General features: G+C 63.6%; 17 protein-coding genes. 8 read left to right on the top strand and 9 right to left on the bottom strand.

The genetic code is table 11. From position 1 onward, the window contains the following. Positions 1 to 22: 22 nt before the first annotated feature. The 6 genes from RBA41_RS25060 to edd all read right to left on the bottom strand — a co-directional run bounded on the left by RBA41_RS25060 (position 23) and on the right by edd (position 7573). Positions 23 to 1246, bottom strand: a complete 1224-nt coding sequence (locus tag RBA41_RS25060) for a DUF2169 family type VI secretion system accessory protein (RefSeq protein WP_306626950.1) — start codon at positions 1244 to 1246, stop codon at positions 23 to 25. Next, on the bottom strand, positions 1243 to 3534 hold the full coding sequence (locus RBA41_RS25055; RefSeq protein WP_306626949.1) for a type VI secretion system Vgr family protein: 2292 nt from the start codon (positions 3532 to 3534) through the stop codon (positions 1243 to 1245). Before RBA41_RS25055 ends, RBA41_RS25060 begins: the two co-directional genes overlap by 4 nt. Before the next feature lie 223 nt (positions 3535 to 3757). Next, positions 3758 to 4258 (bottom strand): hypothetical protein, encoded by a 501-nt coding sequence (locus tag RBA41_RS25050; protein WP_306626948.1) that lies wholly within the window; start codon positions 4256 to 4258, stop codon positions 3758 to 3760. A 218-nt stretch (positions 4259 to 4476) separates the two neighbouring features. Continuing rightward, a complete protein-coding gene (locus RBA41_RS25045) occupies positions 4477 to 5025 on the bottom strand; it encodes a Rhs element Vgr protein (protein ID WP_306626947.1) in 549 nt (182 codons plus the stop codon). 11 nt (positions 5026 to 5036) lie between these two features. Further along, positions 5037 to 5660 (bottom strand): bifunctional 4-hydroxy-2-oxoglutarate aldolase/2-dehydro-3-deoxy-phosphogluconate aldolase, encoded by a 624-nt coding sequence (gene eda, locus RBA41_RS25040; RefSeq protein WP_306626946.1) that lies wholly within the window; start codon positions 5658 to 5660, stop codon positions 5037 to 5039. Beyond that, on the bottom strand, positions 5657 to 7573 hold the full coding sequence (edd, locus tag RBA41_RS25035; protein WP_306626945.1) for a phosphogluconate dehydratase: 1917 nt from the start codon (positions 7571 to 7573) through the stop codon (positions 5657 to 5659). The genes eda and edd overlap by 4 nt, the downstream gene beginning before the upstream one ends. A 275-nt stretch (positions 7574 to 7848) precedes the next feature. Here edd and pgi point away from each other — a divergent pair, with 275 nt between their 5' ends. Together pgi and RBA41_RS25025 are read left to right on the top strand one after the other, a co-directional pair. Further along, entirely contained in the window at positions 7849 to 9492 is a 1644-nt protein-coding gene (pgi, locus tag RBA41_RS25030) for a glucose-6-phosphate isomerase (RefSeq protein ID WP_306626944.1), read from the top strand. After that, the gene (locus tag RBA41_RS25025) at positions 9492 to 10388 is read left to right on the top strand and encodes an SMP-30/gluconolactonase/LRE family protein (protein WP_306626961.1); all 897 of its coding nucleotides are present in this window, start codon (positions 9492 to 9494) and stop codon (positions 10386 to 10388) included. Before pgi ends, RBA41_RS25025 begins: the two co-directional genes overlap by 1 nt. 78 nt (positions 10389 to 10466) lie before the next feature. On the opposite strand, the gene RBA41_RS25020 is transcribed toward RBA41_RS25025, so the two are convergent. Continuing rightward, positions 10467 to 11144, bottom strand: a complete 678-nt coding sequence (locus RBA41_RS25020; RefSeq protein ID WP_306626943.1) for a hypothetical protein — start codon at positions 11142 to 11144, stop codon at positions 10467 to 10469. Between the two features lie 256 nt (positions 11145 to 11400). Between RBA41_RS25020 and RBA41_RS25015 the strand changes: the two genes are divergently transcribed. Both RBA41_RS25015 and RBA41_RS25010 read left to right on the top strand, forming a co-directional pair. Beyond that, entirely contained in the window at positions 11401 to 12957 is a 1557-nt protein-coding gene (locus tag RBA41_RS25015; RefSeq protein WP_306626942.1) for an ATPase domain-containing protein, read from the top strand. Beyond that, a complete protein-coding gene (locus RBA41_RS25010) occupies positions 12954 to 14177 on the top strand; it encodes a sensor histidine kinase (protein ID WP_306626941.1) in 1224 nt (407 codons plus the stop codon). The genes RBA41_RS25015 and RBA41_RS25010 overlap by 4 nt, the downstream gene beginning before the upstream one ends. A gap of 30 nt (positions 14178 to 14207) precedes the next feature. Here RBA41_RS25010 and RBA41_RS25005 read toward each other — a convergent pair whose 3' ends face one another. Beyond that, the gene (locus RBA41_RS25005; protein ID WP_306626940.1) at positions 14208 to 15239 is read right to left on the bottom strand and encodes a hypothetical protein; all 1032 of its coding nucleotides are present in this window, start codon (positions 15237 to 15239) and stop codon (positions 14208 to 14210) included. A gap of 400 nt (positions 15240 to 15639) precedes the next feature. Here RBA41_RS25005 and zwf point away from each other — a divergent pair, with 400 nt between their 5' ends. The 3 genes from zwf to tal all read left to right on the top strand — a co-directional run bounded on the left by zwf (position 15640) and on the right by tal (position 19056). Next, complete coding sequence (gene zwf / locus RBA41_RS25000) at positions 15640 to 17106, top strand: glucose-6-phosphate dehydrogenase (protein WP_099875691.1); 1467 nt, start codon at positions 15640 to 15642, stop codon at positions 17104 to 17106. 105 nt (positions 17107 to 17211) lie between these two features. Continuing rightward, positions 17212 to 18066: an SIS domain-containing protein gene (locus tag RBA41_RS24995; RefSeq protein ID WP_099875690.1), complete on the top strand. Its 855-nt coding sequence runs from the start codon at positions 17212 to 17214 to the stop codon at positions 18064 to 18066. Between the two features lie 57 nt (positions 18067 to 18123). After that, on the top strand, positions 18124 to 19056 hold the full coding sequence (gene tal / locus RBA41_RS24990) for a transaldolase (protein WP_306626939.1): 933 nt from the start codon (positions 18124 to 18126) through the stop codon (positions 19054 to 19056). A gap of 77 nt (positions 19057 to 19133) precedes the next feature. Here the strand turns inward: tal and RBA41_RS24985 are convergent, their stop codons facing one another. After that, positions 19134 to 19745, bottom strand: a complete 612-nt coding sequence (locus RBA41_RS24985) for a TetR family transcriptional regulator (RefSeq protein ID WP_306626938.1) — start codon at positions 19743 to 19745, stop codon at positions 19134 to 19136. Positions 19746 to 19896: 151 nt separating this feature from the next. Here RBA41_RS24985 and RBA41_RS24980 point away from each other — a divergent pair, with 151 nt between their 5' ends. After that, on the top strand, positions 19897 to 21114 hold the full coding sequence (locus tag RBA41_RS24980) for an efflux RND transporter periplasmic adaptor subunit (protein WP_306626937.1): 1218 nt from the start codon (positions 19897 to 19899) through the stop codon (positions 21112 to 21114). The last annotated feature ends 16 nt before the right edge of the window (positions 21115 to 21130 follow it).

Here is a 21130-nt window from a genome sequence, read left to right as displayed (position 1 = left end):
CGTGGCGACGACGAGCCAGCCGTCAGCATGCGCGATATGTCGGACCAGACCCATCATCCACCCCGCTCAATGGTTGCACTACCGGCTGATCTGGCTTGGTCGCGGTTCCGGAGGTCGTAACCGCTATCGCAATGTCCACCACGGGATCGTCGTAATCGAAATGGGTTCGCCAGACCATCGACACCTGGCGCCGGTCCAGGTCGAAACGCAGGGTATCGAGCAGCGGCACGCTGATCACATCGCCTCCGCTGGCGAGCCGGGCGACGACGATCGGCATCCATCCGGACAAGGCCATGTCCGTTTTCTCCGGAAGCAGGCCGGTCATCGTCACGGTTTCGTCGCCGCGCAAATGCGGCGTCATCACCATGTCGGACGGGGCATTCTGGAAGTAGCGCGCATCGAAATTGTCTGGCAGCAGCGGATACCGGGTGGAACGCCAATGCGCATCGTAGTCACCCTGGTAACCCACGCGTGGCGTACACCAGCGTGCGATCGGACCAAACCCTTGGGGCGGCAAGCACTGGAACGGATGCGTGACCGGATCGAGCGCAGCCTCGATTTGCGGAGCATCCAGCACCTTCTGGCCAGCCACCCAGCGTGCTATGAAGGCGCGGCCAGCCCGTCCGAGGTGCTTGTAATCGGCGGGCTTGGGCAACCAGCCGATGCCGGCCGGATTTGCGCGATGCCTGATCGTGTCGGGCTCCCCATCGCCGGTGAATGCAGCCGCGACGTCAATGCAGCCGCCATACGCCAGCCGGTAATCGAGGCACACGGATGCCACAGGCGACGCCAGCCCGACGCGCCACCCAAACAATCGCTTGCGAAACTGGCGCGGCCCATGCAGGCGTAACAGTTTTTTAAGCGCGCCGACGCGTAGTCCCGCCACCCACTGGGCATGCGGCAATCCACCAGGCGCCAGTGCGCGACCGCTGACGAGGATGTCCGTGCCAGGCTTGTACGGCACCAGATCGCCATCCTCCTGAATAATGGCGCGCAGCGGATCGGTGGATGCAGGTCCGGCGTACACATCACCAACAACGACGGGGTGCTGGATCGCAGCGAGGGTAATGCGCTCGCCATGCGCGGCAAAGTCGAACGTGGCGCGTACCACCAGAACATCGAGGCGTTCGCCTTCGGGACCGGATTGCTGGAACCAGAAGTGCGGGACGCCCGTATGGTTATGGATGGTGGCACACACGCCGGCATCGCCGGCAGGCACCTCCTCCACGGCGACGGAGGCCATCATGAGGCCTTCTCCCCATCGCCTCCCGGAGGGCTCTCGGCGCCGCCCGAATTGAGAAGCACGTCGGCCGGCCCATCGACATGCACCTTGCCGCTCGCCTTGATGTGAATGTTTTTGCTTTCAAGGTAAATCGCGTCCGGCGTCATGACGAATTTCGATCCGCCGCACACAAGTTCTATCTTCTCGCCAGCGGACACCGACACCACCTTGCCGACCTTGGTGGTCTGGCTCTTCCCGACCACCGTCGCCATGATCATCCCGACGTTCAGGTTGTAAGCCATGCCCACCGTATCGATCCGCCCCATGCCCACGTTCTGCATGGACGCCATGCCGATCGTCTCGGTCTTCATGCGGGCGACGTTGATCGACCAGTTTTTCCCGATCTTGTCTTTCTCGTTTTTGGACACCGTCTTGCTGCGATTGCAGCCAACGCTGATCGTTTCATTCTTGCCGACGCTCTCGCTGCGATTGCTGCCGATCGAAATCGTCTCGTCCTTGCCGACGTCTTCGCTGCGGTTCTCTCCGATGCTGATACGCTCGTCATGGTCGACGCGTTCCGTGCGGTTGTGATGCACAGTGATCGCCTCGTCCCGATCAACCGTTTCGGTGCGGTCACGCTTGATATGACTGCTCTCGTCGCGGTCAACCGTCTTGCGCCGGTCATTGCCAACCCATTTATCCTCGTCATGCTCAACTTCGGTCAGTTGATCCTTCTCCGCATGAAGCCACAACTGCTCCTGCCCCTTCTTGTCCTCGAAGCGCAAGGCATTGGCGTTGTCGTAGCTGCCGCCGGGAGTCGAGCGTGACAGGATGCCGCTCTGGGTCTTATTGGCCGGCAGTGCCCAGGGCGGCAGCGTATTCGCGTTCGGCACCATGCCCGTGATGATCGGCCGGTCCGGATTGCCATCCATGAACTGCACCAGCACTTCCGTGCCAATGCGCGGAATCGACACCATCCCGAAATTCTCGCCTGCCCACGGTGTCGCGACGCGAATCCAGGCCGAACTCTTTTCGTCACTGGCGCCGGCCCGGTCCCAATGAAACTGAACCCGTACCCGGCCATACATATCCGTATGAATTTCTTCGCCGGCGGGGCCGACCACCGTGGCGGTCTGAATGCCGTGGATTTTCGTCTCGCTGCTGTGATGACTGCACGGCGCGCGCCACGGCACGATTTTTCGCACGCACACCAGCTGATTGTCGTAATGGGACGGCGCGGTCGCACTCACATGGTAGTTATTGCTCGCGGTATGAATCGCCTCGACGATCAGGAATTCCCTGGCCTGCTCGTCGTTCTCCGCAACTCGCCGGTCGAAGTGACCGGTCAGACGAAACCAGCGGCCCGGCATGACATAACGGCTGTTGCCAACACCTTTGAAGCTTTTGCCAGCCGCTTCCAGCGCCTCCATGCGGGTTTGTGCCACCGAACGGGCATCGCCACCATCCTTGAATCCGAACGCGCCCGTGTATTCGTACGATTCGACGTGAAACACCTCGCCCTGCTGATGCAGCGTCGGCAGGGAGGTCAGCGCCGGCTGCGGCGCCTTGAAATCGTAGGACGCGAGCGCGATGGCGCCCTGCGTGATCCGGCGCCCGGGCGACCATTCGCCGATGCCGTCCTCTTCGACTGTGCCGCCATGACGCTGGAACGCAATCTCCGGACTGCCGTCAATCGGCGGCGCTGCGCTCGAATCGTCGGATAGCACCAGCTTGTGACCCGTGGCGCTGTGTTCGAACCAATAGAAAATGCCGGCGGCAGCCCAACGCCGCTCCAGGAAATTGCTGTCGGTCTCGTCGAACTGGCAACAATCCGTCATCACCCCGCTCGCCCCCTGCACCCGCCAATCCCAGTCGGCCAGATTCGGGTAATCCCCGAAAATGCTCCGCGCCTGCTGATACAGCGTCGTGTAGTGGAATAAATAGTTATCCTTGCGCAGGCTCAGATACTTGAACCACGGCGCCAGCCGCGCTTCGTAAAACGACACGCCGCCATCAACTCTTTTCAGGGAAAAACTGAACACCCGCCCCGAAAAATGACGCAGGCTGCCATCCTTGCGCACCAGTTCGATGCACATGAGCTTGCCCTGGAGTTGTTTTAACGGAATGCCAGGATCATCGGCCAACAGTTCCACAACGAACTCAAATGGCCGGGACAAGCCTTCCGATGCGTACAGCTGATTGACGAGCAGCTGCGCGAACGGGCCGTCATCGTGGGGAAATGACAGGCGCAACAGCCGGTCGTGCTGCCGGTCGCCCACAAGGTCTTGCAAGCTCTCTAAAGAGGAGATCATCGCCATTTCCCGGTTCGCATTTGTCGGTTTTAAGATATTTCCGCGTGGAATCTTTAACCGACATTAGCGGAACGAAAGCAACGCTGAGTTGCGCGGGCGCAGGGATTTCAGGAAGCGGCGAAAAGCCGCGGGCGAGGTGTTGCGAAGAAAGCGAAACCGGCGGGCAATTGTGGCCAACACGGTGTCGCGGCATGCAATCGCAGGCGAACCGTGCAGCGGCTTCCTAAGCGCCGCACCCCGGACGTCCCTTGGCGTCGACTGCCCCGCTGTTGAGCGTGCGAAGCTGCAGCCCGCCGCCCGTCTTCCCGCTCAGGCAAAACCGGGCCCGGTAAGCGCGGGGAGCGGTGGCTGACATGGGTGGCTTGATGTCGATAAGCACCTCGTAGACTTTGCCCAACTGTAGCGGCAAGGCGTTCGTTTTCGGCAAGACGGGCAAACGCCCCGCATACGGTATGCATAAACGAAACGTCACGAGAAACGCCCGCTCGGGCGGAATCGCCATCGCCCACATCAGCGTGCGCCCGCCCGCCGTCACATCCGCGACGCTGATCGAGCGGAATTCGGGCGAGCCGAACAGGCGCTCATCCTTCTGGAACACCGTAAAGCAGGGGATGCCTCCACTCCCCTGCCGCACATCAAGTTCGCCCAGGTGCGGGGCCGCGCAGGCATCCGCACTGAACATGGCCGCGACGATACAACACAGGATCTGCTGGCTGGGCCGCATGAAACACCCCTCGGAAAAATGATGCCGTAAATAAACATCAAGAGTAGAGGGCTGGCTCCGCGCAGTGTTGACTCAGCACATACGGTAACGCCGTGTGGGACTTGACGCAGCTTGGGGGTGTTTGTCCGACCCGGGGTCGAACGTCCGTCATGTCTGTTGAAGGCAGGACGACAGGGCCGGCCCCGCGGCGGAAGCGGGAGCGGGATTGCGGCAAGCGCTCACGCCAGGCGGCGCGCACCCGGCAAATGATTCCTGCCCGCCGGATGGCGGCGAAAGCCCGTCAGCACGGTCTCGAACAGCGCCAGGCTTTTCGCGTAGCGCTGCTGCCGCATCGCCGTGGACGAGTGCAGGAACTTGAGCACGAAATAATCGGCCAGCAGGTCGCCCTGCGCTTCCATGTTGAAGTCGGCCAGGGTCTTGTGTTCGGCCAGCTCGTAGCGATAGCTCAAGCCGATGCGCACCGCGCCGCGCCACCATACCGGATAGCCCAGCTGGTGTTGCCACACGTGCACCATCTCGTGCATGAACCAGTGGCGCGCATGCTCGCTGCCGGCCGAAAAATCGGGCAGGCAGCAGGACTTGTCGAAGTAGATGGTGCCGTTGGGCGTCATGGCGCAGTTCTTCGGCTGCAGCCCGAACGGCAGGTAGCGGCGCGCGTGCACCTCGACCCGCGTGTAATCGATGGCGTCGCCGAACAGGGCCGACGCCATGCCGATCTCGCCGGGCGTCATGGGACGGCCCGGTTTGCCGCGCCAGCACGGTCGCACGGCGGTACGCCTTAGCGCAGTGCGGACGCCGCCCTGGCCAGCTCGGTGATGCGGGCCCAGTCGCCGGCCAGGATCGCATCCTTCGGCGTGAGCCACGAACCGCCCACGCAGGCCACGTTCTTACACGCCAAAAACTGCGGCGCGGTCTCGATCGAAATGCCGCCGGTCGGGCAGAACGTCACGTCCGGCAGCGGGCCGCCGATCGCATTGAGCATGCCCACGCCGCCCGCCGGCACCGCCGGGAACAGCTTGAGCTGGCGGAAGCCCGCTTCGCGCGCGGCCATCACTTCCGATGGCGTCATCACGCCCGGCAGCAGCGGCAAGCCGCTCTTGCGCGCCGCCTCGATCAGCGCAGGCGTGAGGCCGGGCGAGACGCCGAACACCGCGCCCGCATCGCGCGCGGCCGCAAATTCATCGGCCTGCGTCAGGGTGCCGACGCCGACGATGGCGCCTTCCACCTGCGCCATCGCGCGGATCGCGCCCAGGCCGTGCGCGGTGCGCAGCGTCACTTCGAGCACGCGGATGCCGCCCGCAACCAGCGCCTGCGCCAGCGGCACCGCGTGGTCTGGATCGTCGATGGCGATCACGGGAATCACGCTCGCCGAGCGCATGATGTCGAGTAGGGTCATGGTCATTTTGGGTTCTTGATCAAAAAGTCTTCGTCGGAGCCGGGCACGGTGTCGCCAATGTCGGCGGTGTCGTGCAGCGACACGGTGGTAGGAATCGGCGATGGCAGCGGGAAGGTGGTGGCACCCTTCTCCGCTTCGCTGATCGCATTGCGGAACATCGTAAACAGTTCGCGGCCCATGCCGATATGGCTGGACGACAGGTCGGCCGTGGCCTGCGAACGCGCAGCCCATACGTCGGCCGGCACCAGCGCTTCCAGTGTGCCGGTGGTGGCGTCGAGGCGAATGATGTCGCCGTCGCGCACCAGTCCGAGCGGGCCGCCAGCCAGGATCTCCGGCGACACGTGGATCGCCGCCGGCACCTTGCCCGACGCGCCCGACATGCGGCCGTCGGTCACCAGCGCCACGTGGCGGCCGGCGTCCTGCAGGTTGGCCAGCGCCGGCGTGAGCGCGTGCAGTTCCGGCATGCCGTTCGCGCGCGGCCCCTGGAAGCGCAGCACGGCCACGAAGTCGCGATCGAGCTTGCCCGCCGTGTAGGCGTGCATGAAGTCTTCCTGCGAATTGAAGGTCAGCGCCGGTGCTTCGACGATGCGGTGCTCTTCCTTGACCGCCGAGATTTTCATCACCGCGCGGCCCAGGTTACCGGCCACCAGGATCATGCCGCCGTCGCGCGCGAACGGTGCCGAAGCGGGCCGCAGCACGCTGTCGTCGCCGGTGAGCGCAGGCAGTTCCTTCCAGATCGCCTTTTCGCCATCGAGGAACGGTTCGGCGCAGTGCGCGCGCAAGCCCTTGCCGAGAATGGTGGTCACGTCGTCGTGCAGCAGGCCCGCGTCGAGCAGTTCGCGGATCACGAAACCGGGGCCGCCGGCGGCCTGGAAATGGTTCACGTCGGCGTCGCCGTTCGGGTAGATCCGGGTGAGCATCGGGATGATCGCCGACAGCTCGTTGAAGTCGTTCCAGTCGATCACGATGCCGGCCGCCTTGGCGATCGCCACCAGGTGCAAGGTGTGGTTGGTCGAGCCGCCGGTGGCCAGCAAGCCCACCACCGCGTTGACGATGCACTTTTCGTCGACGATCTGTCCGACCGGCGTGTAGCGCTCGCCCTGCTGCGAAATGGCGACCGCGCGCTGCGCTGCGGCGCGCGTGAGACCGTCGCGCAGCGCCGTGCCCGGGGTGATGAAGGCGGCGCCCGGCATGTGCAGGCCCATGATCTCCATCAGCATCTGGTTGCTGTTGGCGGTGCCGTAGAAGGTGCAGGTGCCGGCGCCGTGATACGACTGCGATTCGCATTCGAGCAGCTCGTCGCGCGTGGCCTTGCCCTGCGCGTACAGCTGGCGGATGCGCGCCTTTTCCTTGTTCGACATCCCGGTCGTCATCGGCCCGGCCGGCACGAATACCGCCGGCAGGTGGCCGAAATGCAGCGCGCCGATCAGCAGGCCCGGCACGATCTTGTCGCACACGCCCAGGTACACGGCCGAATCGAACATATTGTGCGACAGCGCGATCGCGGTCGCCATGGCGATGGCGTCGCGCGAGAACAGCGACAATTCCATGCCCGGCTGGCCCTGGGTGACGCCATCGCACATGGCGGGCACGCCGCCGGCGAACTGCGCCACCGCCCCAACCTCGCGCACCGCATCCTTGATCATGGCCGGGAAGTGCTCGAACGGCTGGTGCGCCGACAGCATGTCGTTATATGCCGAGACGATCGCCACCGATGGCTTCTTCACCTGCTTGAGCATCAGCTTGTCGTTGGCCGGGAAGGCGGCGAAGCCGTGCGCCAGGTTGGTACACGACAGCGCGCCGCGCTGCGGCCCGTCGACGCGGGCTGCGTCGAGGTGCGCCAGATACGCGCCGCGTGACGGCCGGCTGCGCTCGATGATGCGTTTGGTGACCGATTCAACTACGGGATGCAACGCCATGGTCGTTCCTTATGAATTTATTTCGTGAAATTTTACTACAAAATTGGCGAAAACCGTACATTCCGGTGGCCCGGCTTGCTTAATTTGATCGTTAATTGCAAATCCACAGCCCATAAAGAGCGCCGGCAACATCGATCATGCGGGCCCTCCACCAGTCGGGGCCGCCATATTTTTGTAGTGAATTTACGTGAATTTCTGTATTATTCGATAATCTTCTTCGATGCGCTGGCCGCGCGGCCGGCACCCGATCTTAACCAAACGAACAGCGAGCACCAATGCGCCAGCCTGCCCTTACCTCCACCGCCAGCTTCCAGGCCCTCGAAACGCACGCGATCGAAGCCGAAGACTGGGAATTGCGCGGCCTGTTCGCCGCCGACCCGCAACGCTTCCCCAAACTGACTGTCGATGCGGCGGGTTTGTTCCTAGACTATTCAAAAAACCGGCTTGACGGGCGCACGCTTGAACTGCTGGTCGAGCTGGCGCAGGAACGCGGCGTCGAAACCCAGCGCGACGCCATGTTCTCCGGCGAGCGCATCAACCTGACCGAACGGCGCGCCGTGCTGCACACCGCCCTGCGCGCGCCGCGCGGCACCGCGCTCGTGGTCGACGGCCAGGACGTCAATGCCGATGTCCACGCGGTGCTCGACCGGGTCCGCATCTTCACCGACGCCGTGCGCGCCGGCACCTGGCTTGGCCACAGCGGAAAACCCATCACCGACATCGTCAACATCGGCATCGGCGGCTCCGACCTGGGACCGAAAATGGTGTGCCTGGCGCTGCGTCAATACGCGCACCCGCGCCTGACCATGCATTTCGTCTCCAACGTCGACGGTCACGACATGGACGCCGCGCTGGGCAAGGTCAATCCCGAAACGACCCTGTTCATCATCGCCTCCAAGACCTTCACCACCACCGAAACGATGATGAACGCGCAGACCGCGCGCGCCTGGTTCCTGCAGCACGCGCCGGAAGACGCGCTGGCGCGCCACTTCGTCGCCGTCTCCACCAACACCGAAGCGATCAAGACCTTCGGCATCGACCCGGCCAATATGTTCCCGTTCTGGGACTGGGTCGGCGGGCGCTATTCGGTATGGTCGGCGATCGGCCTGTCGGTGGCGCTGGCAATCGGTTTCGGCCACTTCAGCGATCTGCTGGCCGGCGCGCACGCGATGGACCAGCACTTCCAGCAGGCGCCTTTGGCGTCGAACATGCCGGTGCTGCTTGCGCTGGTGGGCTTCTGGAACCGCCAGTTCCTCGGCTGCGGCTCGGTGTCGATCGCGCCGTATCATCAGGACCTGAACCGCTTCCCGGCCTACCTGCAGCAGCTCGACATGGAGAGCAACGGCAAGCGCGTGACCAAGGGCGGCCAGCCGGTCGACACCCCGACCTGCCCGGTGATCTGGGGCGATTGCGGCACCAACGGCCAGCACGCCTACTTCCAGCTGCTGCACCAGGGCAGCGACGTCACGCCGATCGACTTCATCGCCGCGCTGCGTCCCGCGCACGAACTGGAAAACCACCACGCCGCGCTGCTGGCGAACTGCTTTGCGCAGTCCGAAGCGTTCATGCGCGGCAAAACCATCGATGAAGTGCGTATCGATTTGCAGTCGCAGGGACTGTCGCTGGCCGAAATCGAAACGCTGGCGCCGCACAAGACCTTCCCCGGCAACCGTCCGAGCAACACGATCCTGATGGAGTACCTCAAGCCGTACACGCTCGGCGCCCTGATCGCGCTGTACGAGCACAAGACCTTCGTGCAGGGCGTGATCTGGGACGTGAACAGCTTCGATCAGTGGGGCGTCGAACTGGGCAAGGTGCTGGCCAAGAAAATCGAGGAGGAACTGACCGGCGACGCCCAGCCGGAGCTGCACGACAGTTCCACCAATGGCCTGATCGCCATGGCCAAGGCAGCGGTGTGATGGGCGCCGACGCCTTTACCGTCGTCCACGGCACGCCCATGCTGGTGGGCGAATGCCCGCTGTGGCATGCCGGCGAACAGACCTTGTACTGGGTCGATATCGGCGGCTTCACGGTGCACGCGCTGCATCCCGCCAGCGGCGCGCACCGCTCGTGGCGCATGGCGAGCGAACCGGCGGCGCTGGCCATTCACGCCGGCGGCGGCCTGGTGGTCGCAACGCGGGCCGGCTTCGTGCACCTCGATACGGCCAGCGGCACGGTGACGGACATCGCCGCCGCGCCGTACGACACCGCCACCACGCGCTTTAACGATGGCCGGGTCGATGCGGCCGGGCGCTTCTGGGTCGGCACCATCTACGAGCCGCGCGACCAGCAGGCGGCGCAGATGTTTTGCCTTGAGAAGGGCAAGATCAGTCTCAAATGGTCGGGCGGAATGATGAATTCGAACGGACTCGGTTTCACGCCGGACGCAGGCGCGATGTATCACGCCGACACCGCCTCGCACAGGATCGACCGCTATCGCTTCGATGTGGCCAGCGGCGAGGCCAAGGCGCGCGAGACGTTCCAGCTGTTTTCGGCCGATAAGAAGGCGGCCGACTACGGCGGGCGGCCCGATGGCGCCGCGGTGGACAGCGAAGGCGCGTACTGGTGCGCGATGTTCGAGGGTGCGCGCTTGCTGCGCTTTGCGGCGTCGGGCGAACTGCTGCGCGAAGTGAAGCTGCCGGTGAAATGCCCGACCATGATCGCGTTCGGCGGCGACGATCTGCGCACCTTGTACGTGACCAGCGCCAGCCATGGACGGCCGGATGCGGAGCGCGAGAGCTATCCGTTGAATGGACAAGTGCTGTCGCTGCGGGTCGATGTGGCTGGGCGTGAGGAAAATGCGTACCAGCCGTGATCTGAACTTTTACGTTCGCTTAAAAACTGTCGTTCCTGCCAAGTGGCAGGAACGACAGCTCTGGGGACTGCGGCCGGCCTACAACTTCGGCGTCATCGTATACAAATTCTTGAACTCATTCTCCGTCCCCGGCCCCTTCTCCTTCCCCTGCACCTCGCGCTTGAGCACCACCAGCCGGTTATTCACCACCCCGAACGTAAACTCTTCCTTCGTCGTCTTCTGGTACGACATGAACACCATCAGCTTGGCCCTGATCGTGTGATTCGTCACCGCCGCCAGTGGCACCCCGTCCGGTCCGAGCCAGAAGCGCGCCTCGATGGTGTTTTCCTTGATGCTGACGTTCTGGTTCACCTCTTCCTGCGGCGTCATCACCAACTCCACCAGCCTGGCCGGCTTGCCCTGATACGTATCGGCGCGCTCCGACTTGAACTGGCTGATCGACAGCGACTGCAATAAGCGTGGCGCATAATTCATCGCAACCGCCAGGCGCGGCGCGGAACTCGACCCCAGCAGCTGCGACAACGCCTGCTTGCGCTTGGCCCCTTTCGCCACGCTCGACTCGTCCGCCGCGCGCTTGAGCAGTCCACGGTCCCAGCGGATCTCCAGCCCGGCCGGATCGTCCATCACCTGCGCCACCGCCATCACCGTCTCCGGCCCCTTGAGCGGCTTGGCATCGAACTCCGTGTGCGTTTCGCGCACCTCGTAGGCCGCGCGCAGCGTGCCCTGCCCCTGCAACAGCGCCAGCGCCGCCTTCATGTCGTCTAACCCGCCCGCACACGCCGGTCCGGCGCAAAAAACCGCTGCAATTACCAAGTATTTCATATGCATCCTATTGAGTTAGTCGCTTTCGGGGCGATCGATGCACTTCCCAATGTCATCGATTCTGCTGAGTAATATACCTGCGAACAACGCTGCACGGCAAAATGCCACGCGTGACGAAACGATTCAATGCCCGGTGATAAACTGGCGTGCAATTAAGAATGCAGAAAATACATTGAAGAAAGAATTAAACATGCTGGTCAAAACAGGCATCGCCGGACTGGACGAAGTACTGCTTGGGGGCATCCCGCGCGGAAACAACCTGATCGTGGAAGGCGCGCCCGGCACCGGCAAGACCACGCTCGGTCTCGGCTTCATCTATGCCGGCGCGGCGCTGTACGACGAGCCGGGCGCGATCGTGTCGTTCGAACTCGATACGGCCAAGCTGCTGCGCGACGCGGCCGGCTTCAACTGGGATCTGCAAGGCCTGATCGACGCCGGCAAGATCAAGGTGATCCAGACCAGTCCCGCCGTGCTGCTGAGCGAATTTCGCAACGCCGACGGCGCCTTTGCCGACGCCCTCAAATCGATCGGCGCCAAGCGCCTGCTGATCGATGGCCTCACGCCCATGCGCCTGTACGCCGAAGTGCACGACAAACCCTTCCGCGAAGACGTGCACCTGCTGATCGAAGGCCTGTCGCGCATGGGCGTGACCACCATGGTCACCGCCGAACGCGACGAAAGCCTCGGCTCGGTGCCGTCGCACGAGCGCTTCGTGTTCGACACCATCATCTCGCTCACGCGCGAAGAGCAGCGCCGGCGTGTGCACCGGCGCCTGACGGTGCTCAAGTCGCGCGGCCAGGACTTCATCGCCGGCAGCCACACCATGCGCATCGAAGCCGGACGCGGGGTGCACATCTACCGCCGCGCGCAGTCGCGTCCCGTCAATACGAACGACCAGCAAACCTCCGACGAGCGCGTCTCGACCGGCTCCAAAGCCATCGACGACATGATGGACGGCGGCCTGTACGCCGGCTCGGTCACCATGGTGAGCGGCATCTCGGGCACCGGCAAGACTGTGTTCAGCGTGCAGTTCCTCACCGCCGCCATCAGCACCGGCCACAAGACGCTGCTGGTCAGCCTGGACGAACACCCGCGCCAGTTGATCCGCAACGCCGCCACCCTCGGTTTCGACCTGGCCGCTCTGATGGACAGCGGCGACCTGTTCATCCACTACGAATCGCCGCTCGAACTCGAACTCGATATCCACTTCGACCGCATCATCAAGCTGGTCGAGGAAAAAGGCATCGACTGCGTGGTGTTCGATTCGTGCGCGGTGTACGAAATGACCAGCCCCTCCGAGGTGGCCGACTACCTGTATGCGCTGGCCACCTTCTTCAAGAACCGGCTGGCGACCATCCTCTTCAACTACGAAAGTCCCGAGCTGCTCGGCATTTCGCAGATCAGCGAAGAACTCAAGGGCTCGCACCTGGTCGACAACATCATCTTGCTCAACTACGTCGAAATCTCCACCGTGCTGCGGCGCGCCATCGCCGTGCCCAAGGTGCGCGGCAGCCGCAATCGCCAGATCACGCGCGAATACGTGATCGCCGAAGGCGGTTTGCAGCTGCTCGACGAGGAAAACGGCTATGCCGATCCGGCCGGCGTGGTGCCGCAGCTGCCGTTCTCCTCGTATTACGGCCTGCTTTCGCGCTCGCCGTCGCGCCAGAGTCCTCTCATCGAAGACGCCGTGGCGCACGGAACGCGCCTGCCTGATTCGGTCGAACTGCCGACCGACAATCCGGCATGATCAACCTGGCCGTCGCCGGCGACGCGGGCATCGACTGGGATGAATGGGTCACCCCGCTGACCCAGTTTTCGCAGGCCAGCGGCCTGACGGTATCGCTGTACGACGTGCGCGGCTGGCGCCAGGTGGGCCCGCTGGTGGCCTCGTCCACCGCGCGCGTGCTGGCCACGTCGGCCATGTGGTGCGACGACGGTCCGGGCACCATACTGGAAAAACGCATCGCCGCGCGCGTGTTTTCCGGTGACGTCGCCGAAGAGGGCAGCTTTCACGGCATGCGCGTGTGCAGCATGGCGCTGACCCAGTTCGGCCAGGTGTACGGCGTGCTGGTGTACGGCTGGCGTTTTAACGATTTCAGTTCGCCCATGGCTTGCGAGCGCATCGGCGCGGCGGTGGGCGTGTCGGGCAATGCGCTGTGGAGCGAAGTACGGCTTGAGTCGCCGGTGTCGGAGGCGCGCCTGGCAACCTACGGCGCGCTGCTGCAAACGCTGGCCGGATCGATCGACCGCCAGCGCGAAACCATCGAGGAACTCAATCGCGTCAACCGCGCGCGCGATCTGTTCCTGGCCACGGTATCGCACGAAATGCGCACGCCGCTGTCGGCGCTGTCGATGCGCATCGAGGTGCTGCTCAAGACCGTGCCCGATCTGCCTGCGAAGGTGGAGAGCGGCCTGACGGCGATGCGCGTGCACATCGGCCAGGAGGCGGCCATGATCGACGATCTGATCGACGCCGCCCGCACGCTGACCGGGCAGATGTCGATCGCGCGCACGCCGGTGGTGCTGGGACAGGTGCTGCGCGACGCCTTGTTGACGGTGGAAGGCAACGCCAGCGAAAAAGAGATCGTGCTGGCGGTGACGCCGCACGACCATGGCGACCTGGTACGGCTGGAGGCCGATGGCCGGCGTTTGCAGCAGGTGCTGTGGAACCTGCTGTTCAACGCGATCAAGTTCACGCCGCGCGGCGGGACTATCCGCATCGATATCAGCCAGGGCGCCGAGCAGGTGGAGATCGCCGTGGCCGATTCCGGCCAGGGGATCGCGGCGGACGATCTGCCGCATGTGTTCGGGGCGTTCAATTTGCAGCGCCACGCCAATGCGGCCGGGCTGGGACTGGGCTTGTACATCGCGCGCCATCTGGTGGAGCTGCATGGCGGCACCTTGTCGGTGGCCAGCGCGGGCAAGGACAAGGGAACCACGTTTACGATCCGCCTGCCGCTGACGTGAACGGACAATACCCGCGCGCCGCCAACATCCTTACTTCTGCCGCACACAGAACGGCGGCACCTGACCGAGTTCGCCGAGCCAGGCGCACATGGTACCCCGGGCAAACGGATAGGCGGGATGCGGATTCTGCGGATCGACGTTCTCCTTCGGCAGGCTGCTTTCCAGCGGCGGGGAGCTCGGTGCAAGATCCGGATGCGCATGGGCAAAGGTGCCGCAACGATTCAACTCGTAGATCCAGGCATGCAGCATGTGGAATTGCGGCGTCCATTTGACATCGGGGGAGACCGGCAAACCTTTTGCGATGGCACTGGCCGGCAGGCACTGTTTCGGGCTCAGGCCCTGCCGGAACGACAGCTTGCGCGCAGCCAGGGTGGGGTGTTCGTAGTTCAGCCCTGTGAAGCAAACGCCGTTGTGATGGTGCCAGACGTCCTGCTCGCCGGAAAATCCCTCACCATACAAGTGCGCGAACGGCACGAAACTGTCGCCGGGCGGATATTTCTCCCCATTCAAGCGGGTCGGCGATGGGCCGGAATAGTAGAAAACAGCCCACAGGCGGCCCCTGGCATCGTAATTGAGCCCTTCCGGCGCGCCAGGGTCGAAAGCGTAGCCCAGCGCCCCCTTTTCCGGACGCTGGACCCAATGCGTGCCGTGGCCGTGGAACGACGGCGTCCACGGCACGAAACCGTCGTGGATGGCGGCGCGGATGTTGCGGTAGGCCTTTGTGGCGCGATAGGCGGCGGCCAGCTGGCGGTCGAGTTCAGTGCTGAGCGACCCGGTTTCGGCCACCGCGATGGCGATATCCTTGCTGTCGAGGACATGATCGGCGTTGCGGTCGAAAAAGGCGACGTACTGGCCCGACCTGACCTGCTGCCTGAGCATGCGCAGGTCGTTGCGCGTCACCGTTCGGTCGCCATCGAAATCGCTGGTACTCAGGACGGGGGTGGCCTTCGTCGTCGGCGCGCAGAAGCCCGACTGTGCGTGGTCGTCCTGGGCCAGTGCGCTGCCGCTCGCAGCGGCGAACAGGGCGGCCAGGGCGGCCGTGACTTGGTGGATCGTTTCCATGATGAGTCCTCCACAAAATGAGGGAACATGTCGGCGATGCGATTCGATAACATGTCTGACTGAACGTTGGTTGAATAAGGCTGTGCTCCGGAGACGAGGCGGTAAGCCGTGCGGTAAGCCGTGCGCTCACCCTTTCCTCCAGCGTTGCTTCAGTTCCTCATCAAGGCCCGACGTTCGCTTCCTTCAAAGATTATCAGCGCACTGATCCCTGACCTTGCGGCATCCGTATGTTTGAACAGACGCGTTGCGTAGTAAAATTTCTTGCGAACCACTAAAATATGTAGTAAATTTACACAACCAATTTCGCTACCCTTCCCTGCAGGCGCTCCCATGCGTGCGCCAGCCGGCGGCAACTAGCGGCATCATCATTCCGGCCCCCTACTTTCAGCGATCACATACTATGGCTCTTACCGATTTTGACCTCGTTCTTTTTGGCGGCAGCGGCGATCTGTCGATGCGCAAGCTGCTCCCTGCGATGTACGCGCGCGATGTCGCCAATGACCTGCCGCAGACCGCCCGCATCATCTGCGTCGGCCGCAACGACATCGCACAAGAAGAATTCCTGCAAACCGTCGAAAGCACCGCCAAACCCCACGTCAAGAAGCTGGTCGAGGAAGGCTGGGCCAAATTCGTCAAGCGCATCGTCTACGTCTCGCTCAACGCCACCGACGCCTCCACCTACGGCGCCCTGGTCGAAGCGCTGCGCAACGACGACAAGATCACCCGCGTCTACTACCTGGCCACGCCGCCGCACCTGTTCGCGCAAATCTGCGACAACCTGGCCAGCGCGGGTCTTGCCACCGCCAACTCGCGCGTGGTGCTCGAAAAACCGCTCGGGCGCGACCTGGAATCGGCCAAGCAGATCAACGCCGAAGTCGGCAAGGTCTTCGCCGAATCGCAGATCTACCGCATCGACCATTACCTCGGCAAGGAAACGGTACAGAACCTGCTGGCCCTGCGCTTCGGGAACATCCTGTTCGAGCCGCTGTGGCGCCGCGAATGGATTTCGGACGTGCAGATCACCATCGCCGAAAAAATCGGCGTGGGCAACCGCATGGGTTACTACGATACCTCCGGCGCCCTGCGCGACATGCTGCAAAACCACTTGCTGCAATTGCTCTGTATCGTCGCCATGGAACCGCCCACCTCGATCGCTCCCGACGCCGTGCGCGACGCCAAGCTGCAGGTGCTGCGCTCCCTCAAGCGCTTCACCCCGACCACGCTGGCGCAAAACATCGTGCGCGGCCAATACCGCGCCGGCCACGTCGACGGCAAGGCCGTGCCGAGCTACCGCGACGAACCGGATGCGCCGCAGCAGTCGCGCACCGAAACCTTCGTCGCCATCAAGGCCGAAATCGATACCTGGCGCTGGGCCGGCGTGCCCTTCTATCTGCGCACCGGCAAGCGCATGGCTGACGGCCTGGCCGAAATCGTGGTGCGCTTCAAGCAGATCCCGCACTCGATCTTCAACCAGCCGACCAGCAGCTTCCAGCCCAACAGCCTGGTGATCCGCCTGCAGCCGGACGAAGGCCTCTCGCTCAACCTCATGGCCAAGACCCCGGGCGACAGCATGCGCCTGAAACAGGCCGAACTCGAACTCGATTTCCGCGAGCAGTTCAAGACCCCGCGCATGGATGCCTACGAGCGCCTGCTGCTCGACGTGCTGCGCGGCCAACTGACCCTGTTCATGCGCGGCGACGAACTGGAAGCGGCGTGGGAATGGGTCGAACCGATCCTCGACCACTGGGACCAGGAAGACAGCGTACCGATTCCATACAGCGCCGGCACCTGGGGTCCGGCCGCGGCCAGCGCCCTGATCGGACGCGATGGCTTGCAGTGGCGCGAAGAAGCTTTACCGGAAGACTAAGAATGAAAGCGCAAGGAGTCTGGCCATGCATGGCCAGACCGTTCCGCAGGCGCGGTGCAGTGCACCGCAAAACCCCTGCTTCACCGCTTCCTGAAGACTGAACCCGTGCTACTCGATTCCATTCGCACCCAGCTCGACTCGCTCTCAAAGTCCGAGAAAAAAGTCGCGCTGGCGGTGCTTGAACAGCCGTCCGCCACGGTCAGCCAGAACATCACGGCGCTGGCCAAGAGCGCCCAGGTGTCCGAGCCGACCGTGGTGCGCTTTTGCCGCACCCTGGGCTACGACGGCTGGCATGAGTTCAAGCTCAAACTCGCCCAGGGCCTGGCCCTGGCCCTGCCCGGCGCCAACGAGCAGCCGACCCAGGACGACCTGGCGGCGGACCTGGTTAACAAGATCTGCAGCCGCTCGATCAACACCCTGCTCGACCTGCGCAACAACCTCAATCCCGAAGCGATCCAGCGCGCGCTCGACATTTTGTCGCGCGCGAAAAAAATCGAGTTCTACGGCCAGGGCACGTCCGGCATCGTCGCCACCGACGCCCAGCACAAGTTCTTCCGCTCCGGCGTGCCGACCGTGGCCTACGCCGATCCGGCCATCCACAGCATCGCCGCCTCGCTCCTGCACGCGGGCGACGCCGTGGTGGCCATTTCCCAGCGCGGCAACAACTCGGCGCTGGTGCGTTCGGCCAAGCTGGCGCGCCGCGGCGGGGCCGATGTGATCGTGCTGGCGCCCTCGGGCACGCCGCTGGCCGACATGGCCACGGTGCTCATTCCGATCGACCTGGTGTTCAATATCGATCCGTACACCCCGATTTCGGCGCGCCTGGCCTATCTGGTGGTGATCGACGTGCTGGCGGTGGGGCTGGCCTTGCAGCGCGGGCCGGAGTTCCGCAAGAAGATGCAGAACGCCCAAAAGGCGTTGCAGGAATTCGACATGCAGTTCGATTCCTTTATCGGATAGACAAGTCTGTACATGGTTGTACAATAAGGTTCGATCTCCTTACCCGTTAGCGCAACCATGAACCAACTCGAACAACTCAAGCAATTCACCAAGGTCGTTGCCGACACCGGCGATTTTCAGTCGATCAAACAGTACACGCCGCGCGACGCGACCACCAATCCGTCGCTGATCCTCAAGGCGGTGCAAAAGCCCGAATACAAACCCCTGCTCGAAAAAGCCGTGCGCGACTTTCCGGACCTGTCCACCGGCGACGTGATCGACCGCGTGCTGGTCGACTTCGGCATGGAAATCCTCAAGATCATTCCGGGCCGCGTCTCCACCGAGATCGATGCGCGCCTGTCGTTCGATACCGAAGCGACCGTCGCCAAGGGCCGTGAACTGATCGCCCTGTACGAAGAAGCCGGCGCCGGCCGCGAGCGCGTGCTGATCAAGATCGCCTCGACCTGGGAAGGCATCCGCGCCGCCGAGATCTTGCAGAAGGAAGGCATCCGCTGCAATATGACGCTGCTGTTTTCGCTGGCCCAGGCCATTGCCTGCGCCGAAGCGGGCGCGCAGCTCATTTCACCGTTCGTCGGCCGCATCTACGACTGGTTCAAGAAAGCCAACGACCTCGAATACACCGGCGCGGAAGACCCGGGCGTGCAGTCGGTCAAGCGCATTTACAACTACTACCGCAAGTTCGGCTACACCACCGAAGTGATGGGCGCGAGCTTCCGCAACACCTCGCAGATCCTGGAACTGGCCGGCTGCGACCTGCTGACCATCAGCCCGGAACTGCTGCAAAAACTGGCCGACAGCAATGAGCCGGTCGAGCGCAAGCTGACCCCGACGGCGTCGGCGGTGTCGATCGAGAAGGTCGCGATCGACGAGAAAACGTTCCGCTTCATGATGAATGAAGATGCGATGGCGACCGAGAAGCTGGCCGAAGGCATCCGTGCCTTCTGTGCCGATTCGGGCAAGCTGAAGCAGATCATTACCGGCATGCGTTAAGCAGCGCCCTTACCCGGAGCGGGCGGATGCATCCGCCCGCTCCGGGAGCACGATCCCGAAAGTCACAACCATCGTTGTCAGGCGCGGAGAGAATCAAGATGCGTATCGACGATTTCCACGCCCAGCTGCTCCAGGTCGAAATCGGGCATGATCAGCCAGCCGCGCACCAGTCCCTCGATCAGAATGAACAATCCCAGCGCCGCGGCACGCGGCTTGACCGTTTCCTTTAAGCGGCCATGGGCGATCCCTTCCCTCACGATCCTTTCGGCACTGGCCATGAAATGCTCGCGATGCTGCCTGCGGCGCTCGCGCATGGTCGACATTTCACCGACATACTCCAGCTTGAGCGTGGCGATCTCGAACACCCGGCGCGCCTTCGGATCGTTGACGGTCAGGTCGAACACGCACAGCGCATAGCTGCGCAAATGCCCCAGCGGGTCGGCCCCGACCGCGCAGTCGAGCGTCTGCATCGCCGATTCGAGCGGCATGGTGGCGCGCTCCATCATGGCGTTGAACAGCGCGCCCTTGTCCTCGAAATGCCAGTAAATCGCACCGCGCGTCACGCCAGCCGCCGTCGCAATATGCTGCAAGGTGGTGCCCGACACACCCTGCTCGACGAACAGCTGCTCGGCGGCATCCATGATGCTGTCGCGCGTCGCCAGCGCATCTTCCTTTGTCCTGCGGACCATGCAACGAATCCCTTTCAGGGGGTGTCAAACGTTAAACATACAGTCATGTTAGTATATTCCAAAATCAGGAAGCCCGCGATGAAGTTTGTAATTACACCCCTCCGGCGGATGTAAACACAGCCCATCCCTTACTTAAAAGGATGCACACGTAATGCGCCACACCCTCCTCCCTTCCCCGTCCCTGACCCGGATCGCCGCCTGCACGCTCGCAGCGCTGGCTTTGTTATCGGCCTGCGGCGACAAGAAAGACGCTGCGCCCGGAGCCGGTGCCCAGCGCCCGCCGCCGGAAGTGGGGGTGATCACCGCCAGGTTTGAACCGGTCGCCCTGCAAACCGAACTGCCGGGCCGGGTCGAACCGATCCGCGTGGCGCAAGTCCGGGCACGCGTGAACGGTGTGGTGCTCAAGCGCTTGTTTACAGAGGGTAGCGAAGTCAAGGCCGGCCAGGAACTGTTCCAGATCGATCCGGCCTCGTACGCCGCCTCGCTCCTGAGCGCCCAGGCCACGCTCGGCAAGGCCCAGGCCAACCTGACCCAGGCCGCCGCCCAGGCCGAACGCTACAAGCCGCTGGTGGAAGCGAACGCGGTCAGCAAGCAGGAATACATCAACGTCGTCGCCGCCCAGAAGCAGGCCGAGGCCGACGTGGCAGCGGCCAAGGCGGCGGTGCAGATCGCCCAGATCAATAATGGCTACACCCGGGTGACGGCGCCGATCGCCGGCCGTATCGGCCGCGCCCTGGTCACCGAAGGCGCGCTGGTGAGCGCAACCGAAGCGACCCAGCTGGCCCTGATCCAGCAGACCAACAACGTCTACGTCAACTTCACCCAGTCGGCCGCCGACCTGCAGCGCCTGCGCAAGTCGGCCAACCTGAAGGTGCGCAACGCCGAATCGCTGCCGGTGTCGATCTTGCTGGAAGACGGCTCCGAACTGCCGGGCAAGGGCAAGCTGCTGTTTTCCGACGTGAGCGTCGATCCGACCTCGGGCCAGGTCACCCTGCGCGCCGAAGTGCCGAACCAGGATGGCATGCTGCTGCCGGGCCAGTACGTGCGCGTGCGCCTGTCGCAGGCGGAACTGCCGGCCGGCATGCTCATTCCCCAGCAAGCCGTCACCCGCGGCAGCCAGGGCGACACGGTCATCATCGTCGGTCCGGACGGCAAACCGGGCCCGCGTCCGGTCAAGGTGGCGTCCCAGCAGAACGGCAAGTGGATTGTCCTCGAAGGCATCAAGCCGGGCGAACAGGTCGTGGTCGACGGCTTCCAGAAGATGCAGGCGCCCGGCATGACGGTCAAGCCGGTGCCATGGACGCCGACTGCCACGCCGGCTGCCGGTGCAGCGCCGGCAGCCAGCGCCGCTCCGGCCGCCGGACGTTAAACATCTACTCAGGATT

Origin of the sequence: Massilia scottii, from assembly GCF_030846495.1 — a bacterium.
Classification (GTDB): domain Bacteria; phylum Pseudomonadota; class Gammaproteobacteria; order Burkholderiales; family Burkholderiaceae_D; genus Telluria_A; species Telluria_A violaceinigra.
The sequence above is the reverse complement of the archived record's forward strand: the minus strand, read 5'-3'. Positions and strand labels throughout refer to the sequence as shown.